At 39.7% G+C, this 11,569-nt stretch carries 4 protein-coding genes and 1 CRISPR repeat array; of the genes, 1 reads left to right on the top strand and 3 read right to left on the bottom strand.

What is annotated here, in order from left to right:
• Nucleotides 1-453 precede the first annotated feature (453 nt).
• The 3 genes from FFR48_RS19735 to FFR48_RS19725 all read right to left on the bottom strand — a co-directional run bounded on the left by FFR48_RS19735 (nucleotide 454) and on the right by FFR48_RS19725 (nucleotide 8,971).
• Entirely contained in the window at nucleotides 454-2,811 is a 2,358-nt protein-coding gene (locus FFR48_RS19735) for a putative PEP-binding protein (protein ID WP_137668554.1), read from the bottom strand.
• A 504-nt stretch (nucleotides 2,812-3,315) separates the two neighbouring features.
• Nucleotides 3,316-4,570: direct repeats of the CRISPR family, unit length 36 nt; unit sequence GTCCCCACTCGCTGGGGATATTAATTGAATGGAAAC.
• Between the two features lie 78 nt (nucleotides 4,571-4,648).
• On the bottom strand, nucleotides 4,649-5,782 hold the full coding sequence (recF, locus tag FFR48_RS19730; protein WP_137668553.1) for a DNA replication/repair protein RecF: 1,134 nt from the start codon (nucleotides 5,780-5,782) through the stop codon (nucleotides 4,649-4,651).
• 315 nt (nucleotides 5,783-6,097) lie between these two features.
• Nucleotides 6,098-8,971 (bottom strand): cation-translocating P-type ATPase, encoded by a 2,874-nt coding sequence (locus FFR48_RS19725; RefSeq protein ID WP_096571007.1) that lies wholly within the window; start codon nucleotides 8,969-8,971, stop codon nucleotides 6,098-6,100.
• A gap of 275 nt (nucleotides 8,972-9,246) precedes the next feature.
• Here FFR48_RS19725 and FFR48_RS19720 point away from each other — a divergent pair, with 275 nt between their 5' ends.
• Entirely contained in the window at nucleotides 9,247-10,932 is a 1,686-nt protein-coding gene (locus FFR48_RS19720; RefSeq protein WP_199291021.1) for a transglutaminase-like domain-containing protein, read from the top strand.
• Nucleotides 10,933-11,569: the final 637 nt, after the last annotated feature.

Raw genomic sequence — 11,569 nt, 5'->3', positions numbered from 1 at the left:
TGAAATCCCAAAAAATGCACACTTTTTCCGGTATACCCTTCAAAACCCTTGCACTAATTTCTGTGTTTATCAGCCTCTAACCTTTGATATATCAAGGTTTTAGGTTTATTCAGCAAACCCTAATTATATAACTTATATATAACTTATCCCAAAATTTATCATTTTCCCATACAATTTTTAACAATCTTATCCACCTGCTATGACAGCATATTTATCAATTGATAATTGACAATTGATAATTGATAATTGTTTCATTTAAGGTTTAAAACCTCCCCTTACCAGCGGAAAAAAGCCAAAAATTCCACTTTTCAATCCTTTGGCTTTAAGGGAGAGTTAATTGTCAATTGTTCATTGTTAATTGTCCATTATTGAAATTCTTGTCTTCCTTTGCGCCTTTGCGTGAGATAAAAAAACTTAGTCCCATCACCCAACAATTGCTGTAATTTTCAATTTTCAATTCCCCAAAAGTTTCCGCGCTGCTGCTAAAATCAAACGTTGTTCAGCACGAGCGATCGCTTGATAAGTCCTTTCCACCGCTTCCGGTTCTACAGAAATAGAACTAATACCCCATTCCACCAATTTATCAATAATTTCTGGATATAAAGCAGGTGCTTGACCACAAATAGAACAAGGAATACCCCCATCTTTAGCCATTTTAATTAATTGAAAAATCGCACCCATCACCGCAGGATGACGTTCATCAAATATACTTGCTAATTCTCCTTTTTCTCGATCCACGCCTAAAATTAATTGTGTCAAATCATTAGTACCAATAGAAATACCCGCTACCCCAGCTTTAATATATTCAGGTAGTAAAAATAATATACTCGGAACTTCTGCCATGATCCATAATTGAAAATGGGGATTTTCAGTTAAACCAGCTTCTTCAACTTGACGACGACAAAATACAAATTCTTCCACAGTCCGCACAAAAGGCAACATCAAATGAATATTACTATAACCATTTTTTTGTAACCTTGCTAAAGCCTGTAATTCTAATTCAAAAACCGCCGAATTTTTCACATAACTCCAAGTACCATGTTCACCTAAAATTGAACTTGATGCAGAGTTTACACCATAATTAAACGAAGGAAAATCCTGTGATCGCCAATCTAAAGAACGATATAAAATAGGTTGTGGTGCAAAACCAATAGCAAATTTTTTAATCTCCTCAGATAAACTTTCTAATAATTCTCTTTGTCTACCATTTGAAAGCCAAACATGAGGATTTTGTCCCTGCAAAATATTCAAAATCATCAATTCTGAACGCAACAAACCTACCCCATCCACAGGTAAACCCCGTACTGTTTCAATCAAATTTACTTGACTAAGATTAACTAATAATTGGGTAGCAATCATCGGTAATATTTTAGTATTACTCAACCCATAATGAGGTTGATTTGAATGATGATCAAATTGTTCTTTTTTATTCTCGGTTAATGAAATTTTTTCTCCATCTTTCAAGATATTACCCTCTTTTAGACCACGATAAACTTCTCCCCTATCACCATCAAGCAAGAGACTTTCACCAGTTTGAATTAAATTAGTCGCATTTTTAGCACTGACTATAGCAGGAATACCCAACTCCCTAGCTAAAATTGCCCCATGACTGGTTAATCCTCCTTTTTCCGTAATAATACCACCAATTTGATGTAGTAAAGGCAACCAATCAGGAGTAATAGCAGGAGCGATTAAAATTACTCCCTTGGCTATTTGTGAAGGTTTGGGTTGTGAACCAAGAATGACATACGCGGTAGCAGTTATCCGCCCCCTAGCCGCCCCTATTCCTTTGAGGAGCAAGTTAGGAATTAAAAATGGTGGAACATTAACTTGAGTAATGTAAAGTTTTGGGGTAGGAATATTAATTGTAATTGTCCATTTTATTGTTAATTTTGTCCCTATTTCACTAAATAATTGATTGCCTAAAATAATGATTTGTTGCAGAAATTCTTCTGGAAGTGCATACTTCTTTTGTTGTTCCTCACTGAGCAGATAGGAGAATAAACAATTATGATCTGTGATTAATCTAGATTGTAATTCTTCAGCAGTCACAGATATAGGATCATGTACAGAATAGGCGAGAATTTTATTTCCTAATTGTTGTTCTTGAATAATTCCAGTATTTTCTTCAATGTAGTAAACATCTGGTAATACTTCACCCTTGTTAATAGCTACTCCTAATCCATAAGTTGCTTCTATTTCTGCTCCTGATGTATCAGCTTGGAATGAACCGGATGAGATCGCATTTTCTACCGGTTGCACTAATACCGCAAAATTAATGTGTTGTAAATTAATGCCGACACTCTGCCAATATAGTAAACTTCTAGCACGAAACAACTGACTCCAAGTTTGTTTTAAACCTTCAACTATAGCTTCCTCATTACAAACACAAAACACCGATTCCAGCAACCCAGAAATATTTCCCATCACCTGATTACCAGATGATATACTCAAACTCGGACGCAAAATTAAACATTTCCCTTCCCAGGTTTTAGCAGCTTGGAAAATCTCACTTACCCAATAATGTGGTACACTACCAGCAATTATTTCCTGACGCAAACGGCCAGCCACCTGTTGCAGTTGTTGCCAATTACTTACATCTAAATGTAGAGAAGAATAGGGTAAGTCCGCAACTAATGACTCTGAACTATTGAGAGTTTCTAGAAATTCTCGCCACACATCTGCGGAGACTACAAAACCAGGTACTACAGGATAGCCCCTTTGCATAATTTTACTCAAGTAAAACGCCTTATCCCCAACTTGGGCGCGGTCTTGTGGTTTAATGTTGTCTAAGCGGTAGAGTTTATCCACTCAAGTGTTAGGTGTCATTTGTGCAAGTTTTACGTATTATTTTTCAATTATCGACCTACTGTTTTTATGGTAAGATACAAACGCTACATTTTTGATTATTTCTTTAATACACTATTTCAAAGCAATAAATATAAATATCTTATATAAATAAATATTATTAAAAATTGAGTTTTTACAATTACATTACTAATTCAAGTAAGATATAATACAGTTTTTAGCTCAATAGGGGTTGCTGAATAAAACTAAAACCTTGATAAATCAAAGGTTTGAAGTAGTCAGTGAGGAACTCCTGGAACTTCTGACTCCTTGATTATTGTGTAGTTTTTCCGAAGGTCAGGTAAAATGGCTGAAATATTGATTTTTTCGTTGCGAACTTCGGTCGCTTACTGGGTAACGGTTTCAGGGATTTTTTACCGCTGTTGGTTAGTTGTTTCACCACTTTTTTTCCTGACCTTCGGAAAGTGCCTCTGGACACTTTACTGGGTAAGGGTTTAAAATGGAGGGGTCCCCACTCGCTGGGGATATTAATTGAATGGAAACAATATAGATGTTATCTGGGTTATTGTGTCTGATGTCCCCACTCGCTGGGGATATTAATTGAATGGAAACTAAACTCTCTGTACTCTGGCTCTGCGGGTGTTATTAGATAATGTTTATAGTCCCCACTCGCTGGGGATATTAATTGAATGGAAACTGAACCTCCTCTTCTATCATTTCTATTGTTATTCTGTCCCCACTCGCTGGGGATATTAATTGAATGGAAACTTCTAGCCAACTCCTTAGCCTCTGCCTCACCCTCAAGTCCCCACTCGCTGGGGATATTAATTGAATGGAAACAATAAAAACCGAACGCTATCCTCATGCCACTTCAACTTGAGGAGAAGTCCCCACTCGCTGGGGATATTAATTGAATGGAAACTCTTCAGATTTATCCTGGTGGCAGTTTAGCTTCTGCTGTCCCCACTCGCTGGGGATATTAATTGAATGGAAACGTAAATGTAATCACATTCTGGTGATTTTGAAAGTATCAGTACAAGTCCCCACTCGCTGGGGATATTAATTGAATGGAAACTCTTTAGATTGTTTGTCAACCATGTGTTTAAGTGGGTAAGTCCCCACTCGCTGGGGATATTAATTGAATGGAAACCGTCAGGGGGTACCTCTTCTGCTAACTCTAAGATGGTCCCCACTCGCTGGGGATATTAATTGAATGGAAACAATTTGTGATTTCCGGGAAATGCCGGAAGAATTAGGTCCCCACTCGCTGGGGATATTAATTGAATGGAAACCATCTCACGAGCGTTCTGGTTATACATCAGGTAGGTAGCAGTTGGGTCCCCACTCGCTGGGGATATTAATTGAATGGAAACTGGACGACCAGCTTAACTTTTCTTTTGGAGGAAAAGTTTGTCCCCACTCGCTGGGGATATTAATTGAATGGAAACCTGAATGGTAACAGCCTTAGCATACATAAAGTAGAAGGTCCCCACTCGCTGGGGATATTAATTGAATGGAAACTATCTAGGTCTAATAGCTGGTGCTGCAACTGGTGGTGGTGCAATAGGTGGGTCCCCACTCGCTGGGGATATTAATTGAATGGAAACACATCTGGTTTAGAAGAGTAAATCTCCCGCACCTCGTTGATAGGGTCCCCACTCGCTGGGGATATTAATTGAATGGAAACAGAACATACCTCTTGGTGGGGGGTTTGCTACGAACACCAGTCCCCACTCGCTGGGGATATTAATTGAATGGAAACGTAAAGCTAAAAAAGCTTGCACCTTGTTGATATTTAGACAATTTCAAAATAAAAAAATTTCTGGAACTCCTAACTCCCTCACGAAAAGACTTTTTCAGGAAACTCTATTTCTCCTGATTTGACAAAGAGAACCTGAGAAGATTTTAACCATTGAGAGTCAAAAGCACCCAAATGAGTAGTAGTAATTAAAGTCTGAAACCGATCTTGAATAGCATCAAGTAATTGATTTTGACGGGATAAATCTAATTCTGCTAAAACATCATCTAATAAAAGTAAAGGAGCTTCATTCACGACTTCTTCAATTAATTGTAATTCTGCTAATTTTAAAGCTAAAACTAAAGTACGTTGTTGACCTTGAGAACCATATTGACGAGCAGGAGTTTGATTAATAATTAATTCTAACTCATCCCTGTGGGGTCCAACAAGGGTAGTACCTCGGTGTAATTCAATAACAGAACGTTGTTGAATTTTCCCGAAAAAAGATTGTGTAATATCTTCATTATCATCTTTTTTTAGTGGCACATTAGGAGAATAATTAATTTCCAGAATTTCTGTACTGCCACTAATACTAGCGTGCCATTTGGCAGCGATAGGTGTTAATCTTTGAATAGCTCTGTTGCGTCTTCTAATTACCTTTGTGCCGGCGTTAACTAACTGTGCATCCCAGATAGCTAATTCTTTCTCCTGACTCCTGACTCCTGACTCCTGACTTCTTTTTAAGAAAGCATTGCGCTGTCGTAATACTTGGTTATATTGATGTAAAATGTGAGCATAAACTGGTTCGAGTTGCATTAAAAGAGTATCTAACCAATTACGACGAACTTCAGGACTACCCCGCACTAATTCTAAATCTAAACTAGAAAATTCTACAGCATTTAAAACACCAAGAAAATCCATTTGTCTGCGGACTATTTCACTATTTATAGCTACACTACGGCGGCCATTTCGGCGTAAAGTTAAAGTTAAATCACTTATTCCTGAGCTTCTTTCTAGGGTAGCATTAATTTGAGCGATATCTTCACCATCTTTAATTAAATCACGATCTTTTGCCATACGGTGCGATCGCAATGTAGCTAACAACTCTACCGCCTCCAATAAATTAGATTTTCCCTGAGCATTGTTACCGACTAAAATTGTTTTAGGGGCAGTAAAATCTATTTTTTGCTCTTGGTAATTCCGATAATTTCTTAGGTGTATATTTTTAAGATACATATTTAAGCATTAAGGAGTCAGGAGTCAGTAGGGGCAAACCCCCTGTGGTTGCCCTCAAGAGTCAGGAGTTAGTAGGGGCAAACCCCCTGTGGTTGCCCTCTTGTGTCAGGAGTCAGTAGGGGCAAACCCCCTGTGGTTGCCCTCAAGAGTCAGGAGTCAGGAGAAAAATAATCAAATTTTGACTATTTACTATATTCTCTTATTTAGGAATTAGTAAAAAATTTGTTCAGCAAACCATTTTAGTCATTTAAACATAGTAATAGGTAATATTGATTGATTATTACCTATTACCAATTACCAATTACCAATTACCAATCAAACATTCTTCTTGCCCATAACGCGGAAGAAAATCTTTTCTCCTTCAATCCAAACAAACATCAAGGCACTGAAACCAATACAAATTAGTAACTCATTAAAAGGCAGATAATGAGTACCAAAAAAGGCTCGCAGTGGTGGAACATAAACCAGCATTAACTGTAAAATCGTAGTGGCAAGAACAGCCCCCAATACGAATTTATTAGAAAGAGGATTCATCTCTATTGTTAGCTGATTGTTAGAACGAATAGCGATCGCATGACCCATTTGGGCGAGACATAAAGTAGTAAAGACCATTGTCTTCCAGCGTTCGGGATTTAGACCTTCTCCGGTAGCTATTTGGACGTGAGAATAAGCCCATTGCATGAGAATAATTGTAATAATCGCAAATACAATCCCAATCCGCACCATGTAAGCACCTAAACCCCTGGCAAAAATACTTTCACGGGGACTAAAAGGCGGACGTTGCATCACATCTGGTTCTGGAGGTTCGACCGCTAAAGCTAAAGCTGGTAAACCATCTGTCACCAAGTTCATCCAGAGAATTTGCAAAGGTGAGAGGGGAACACCACCCAAACCTAAAAGTGGCGCTGAAGCAATGGTGAGAACTTCACCGATATTACTGCCGAGAATGTATTTGATAAACCGCCGAATATTGGTATAAACAACTCTACCTTCTTTCGTAGCTGCCACAATGGTGGCAAAGTTATCATCTAATAGCACCATATCGCTGGCTTCTTTACTGACATCTGTACCGGTGATGCCCATAGCGATACCAATATCAGCTTGTTTGAGGGCGGGTGCATCGTTAACGCCGTCTCCAGTCATGGCCACAAATCTACCACGACGTTGCAAGGCTTGAACAATTCGCAGTTTGTGTTCTGGGGAGACTCTAGCATAAATACTGACTAAATCAACTTGTTGTTCTAGTTCAGTGTCACTCATGCGCTGTAATTCTTGACCTGTGAGAACTCTAGCATCAGCATCAGCTATACCCAAGTCAAGAGCGATCGCCCTAGCTGTTAATTGATGATCACCAGTAATCATGATTGGACGAATACCAGCTTGACGACATTCTGCCACAGCAGCCCGTACTTCGGGGCGTGGAGCATCCAACATTCCCACCAAACCCAACCACACCAAATCATTTTCAGAGGTGTCTTCTGAAGCTTCGGGGGGTATTTCTGTTAAAGGTTTATAAGCAAAACCCAACACCCGCAAACCTTGAGAAGCCATTTGGTCATTAGCAGCCAGAATTTGGGCGTGTTGTTCTTCATCAATAGGAATAGAGCGATCGCCTAAATAAATGTGTGTGCAACGAGCTAAAGTTAATTCTGGTGAACCCTTAGTAAACATTAAATACTGTTTTGAGTCCACAAAACCAGCTATTACCGGATCAACCCCAGTCATCCCCGGATCACCTGTGGCCACTGCTTCCACTTGAGAAATAACACTCATGCGTTTTCTTTCAGAAGAAAAGGGAAACTCAGACACACGGGGTAACTTACTATTCCATTGATCTTTTTCAATACCAGCTTTACCCGCCAAAGTCATCAAAGCGCCTTCGGTGGGGTCGCCTAAAATTGCCCATTCTCCGGCTTCTTTTTGCAGTACCGAGTCATTACACACAGCACAAGCAACCAACAGGGCGGATATTTCTGGATGTTCTTCTAAATCGGCTTTTTGTCCATCTAACTGAAAATCACCAACAGGAGCATAACCTTCTCCTGTCACCCTAAAAGTTTTTTGATTGGTGTAGACTGACTGCACCACCATTTTATTTTGAGTTAAAGTCCCGGTTTTATCAGAACAGATGGTAGTTACAGAACCAAGAGTTTCTACGGCTGGAAGTTTACGAATTAAAGCATGATGGCGCACCATACGCTGAGTTCCCAAAGCCAGAGTTACAGTAATAACCGCAGGTAAACCTTCAGGAACTACCGCCACCGCCATACTCAGAGAAACTTCTACCAACTCTTGTAAATTTTTCCAGCCTATTCCCTTCACTAAATCATGGATCAGACCACCACCGACAACTAGAGCAACCAGCACCAAAGAACCAGATACCAACACATTACCCAGTTGAGTCATGCGTTGTTGTAGGGGAGTAGGTTCACTCTCCACCGACTGTAACATGGTGGCAATTTTGCCCAGTTCCGTTGTCATGCCAGTATTGGTAACAAGCACCTTAGCCCGGCCTTGAACAACTTCAGTACCTTGAAAAACCAAATTAATGCGATCGCCAAGTGACGTATCTTCTGGTAATGTAAGTATGGCTTGCTTATTGACAGCTTCAGCTTCACCAGTCAATGCTGACTCTCGCACTTGCAAATTAGACTGTTCTATTAAGCGTCCATCAGCAGAAACCTGTACCCCCGCTTCCAGTAGCATCACATCCCCAGGTACAAGATCCTTCCCCGCTACATCCGTCAGTTTACCATTACGGATCACGCGCACTGAGGGCGAAGAGAGTTTTTTCAGGGCGGCTAGAGCTTTTTCAGCACGGCTTTCCTGGACATAACCGAGAATGCCATTGAGAATTACAATTGCCATAATCGCAATTGTGTCTTTAAATGGAACTTCACCAGGTTTTAATGTACCTTGTTGCAACGCCAAAAAATCTAAGAAACCAGAAATAAAAGCCACACCAATCAGCATCAATAACATAATGTTAGTGAACTGATCTAGGAGAATCTCCCAAGGGCTACGGCCACCCTGTTCTTCTAGTTCGTTGGGACCGTATTTTTGCAAACGTTGTTCAACTTCTTGGGGTGTTAAGCCGCTGTCTGCATTGCTATCAAGCAGTTCTAAAGCTTTATCAACCTCCAAACCATGCCAAACTGCGGCACTTTCAGGTAAAGAATGAGCAGACATCGTGTAGGTTACAGGAAATGGTTACAAAATTCGATCATAATTTAGTGATGGCAGGATTTCCATCAATCATGTATTAGGGATCGGGGACTGGGGACTGGGGACTGGGGACTGGGGACTGGGGACTGGTGATGCAATTTTGGATTTTGGATTTTGGATTTTGGATTGTTTTTCTCAACTCCAATCGAAAATCTAAAATCTAAAATTTCCCTGTTCCCTGTTCCCTGTTCCCTGTTCTCTTTTCCCTACCATGACTAATAACTAATGACTAATGACTAATGACTAATAATATAAGTTTGACACTCCCTAGTTTGAATGTTAGCCAGATGTTTGGGCAAAAAACTATTCGACCGTTTACTGCTGCTACCCTCTATGGTATTGCTTTCATTAAAGATAAACTCATTGCTATTGACTCTATCAAGGGACATCTACTAGAGATTGACCCCATCTCTGATAACAGTAAAATTCTTAATCCCCACCAAGTTAAGGAATTTACAGATGTTACTGGTTTAGCTGTGTGGGAAGATACGCTGTGGGTCAGCCGTGGTAATAGCGTTTATTTGTGTAAGTTGGGTTCTTGGGGTTTGGAGCATTTTGTTACTTTACCTTATGCGGCTGATGGTGTTGCGGTTTGGGAATCTACTGTCTATGTTAGCTGCCAAAGACTAGGTTATATTCTGATTTTTGACCAAGATACACGCAAAGAGATTACTAGATTTTATGCCCCAGGGGTGGGGAGAGAAAATTTGGCAGTCAGCGCAGAAACTCTCTGGGTTTGCGATCGCACTGAGCAAACAGTTTACTCTATGGATCGGGCAACTGGAGAAGTTCGTTTTAGTGTCCTGACTTCTTTTGCTTCTCCTACAGGTATTGCTATCCACAGTCAGGATCAAACAACAGGTAAGGATCTGCTCTACGTTGCTTACTCTACAGAAGAGCCTTATATTCGTGATAATCCCAATGCTGATCCCAATCATGAGCTAACTTATCGGGATATCACTTTTATTCATCCTCTCTACTATCACTACAACCCAGATAAACGCTACGCCTTATCTAATGGTTATTTAGTGGAAATGTCATACATAGAGGAAATTTCACCCTTAGAAGAAGTTTATTTACCCAATGTGGAATGGCGTATTGCTCTCCCCTCAGAAACAGAACGCCAAAAGGTGAAACAAGTTGAAGCTATTGGTTTACCCTTCACAGAAGAAATTATTGAAGGACAACGGGTAGCTGTATTTAACTTTGATACTCTCGTTCCCGGTGAACGTCATCTATTTGGCTGGAAGGCACTTTTAGAAGTTCGCGGTATTAAGTATCGCATTACACCCAAAGATGTAGAAGACCTCCCTGAACTAACACCAGAATTGCAAAGTCGCTATTTGGTGGATGATGATGATTTAGCAATGGATACAACCATTGTTCGCCGTGCTGCTCGTGATGCTGTTGGTTCGGAAACCAATATGTTACGAAAAATGTACAATATCCGCAACTATGTCTATGATGAGTTATCCTATGGTATTAAACCCCACATAGATACACCAGACATAGTTTTAGAACGAGGCGTTGGTTCTTGTGGGGAATATGTAGGCGTATTGCTGGCTTTGTGTCGTTTAAATGGTATTCCTTGTCGGACTGTCGGCAGGTATAAATGCCCTCCCTACGGTGAACAACAGGGAGTTCCCCTACAACCTGACTTTAATCATGTTTGGCTAGAGTTTTACATTCCTAATTTTGGTTGGCTACCAATGGAATCTAATCCCGATGATATAGGTGATTATGGTCCCTATCCTACACGCTTCTTTATGGGTTTATGCTGGTATCATATTGAAATTGGCAAAGGTGTTTCCTTTGAAACTCTTACCAGTAATGGTGAAAGGCTAACCAAAGAAGAAATATCCATTGGCAATTTGGCGATTAACCATATTCGGTTTACAATTCTTAAAGAATTACCACCTATTTAATTTGGGACTTCAAAATTGACAAATTGTATTTAGTAATGGGGTATCAGGTAGGAGCAGAATTAGCTCCTAACGCCCCTGGATAGGGCTGATCTGCCTAAGTTAATCAAAAGTTTAAGGTTTAGGTAAAAATTTTTTATGTAGCCTTGAATGAAAATATCAGTAATTTTTCGGGTTAAGCTGTAAAATGGTGATATGAACTGCTCATCAGGAAATATGGAAAATAAACTTTATTCAACCATTGTTTGTTAAAACTGTATCAGTCAAGTTCACAAGAAAATCGCTGAAAAGCACGGAAGCCACTTGGCTGTCTTACAGTGGAGGAAGTGCCAACGGCGAATTTATTCGCCTTGACATTTAGCCTCATATCTCAACTATACTTTTAGAATCAACCAACATTGAAGGTCGAACAATGTACGGATGCCAACAAGTTCTTATTAAGTTCGATAAATCAACAACAGCAATCTTGGAGTACGTCTGCACAGAAGCTAAAAAACTAACAAATTGTGGTGTTTACTATTCTAGGCAGATGTACTTTAAAACTGGTTGTATTCCCAGTAGAGTGGATTTGCATAAACAACTAGGAACTTATCAGAAAAGCATTCATTATCAGGCATTGTATTCTGATACTTCCCAGCAA

The sequence above is a fragment of the Sphaerospermopsis reniformis genome, assembly GCF_005402885.1.
GTDB classification, from domain to species: domain Bacteria; phylum Cyanobacteriota; class Cyanobacteriia; order Cyanobacteriales; family Nostocaceae; genus Sphaerospermopsis; species Sphaerospermopsis kisseleviana.
The sequence above is the reverse complement of the archived record's forward strand: the minus strand, read 5'-3'. Positions and strand labels throughout refer to the sequence as shown.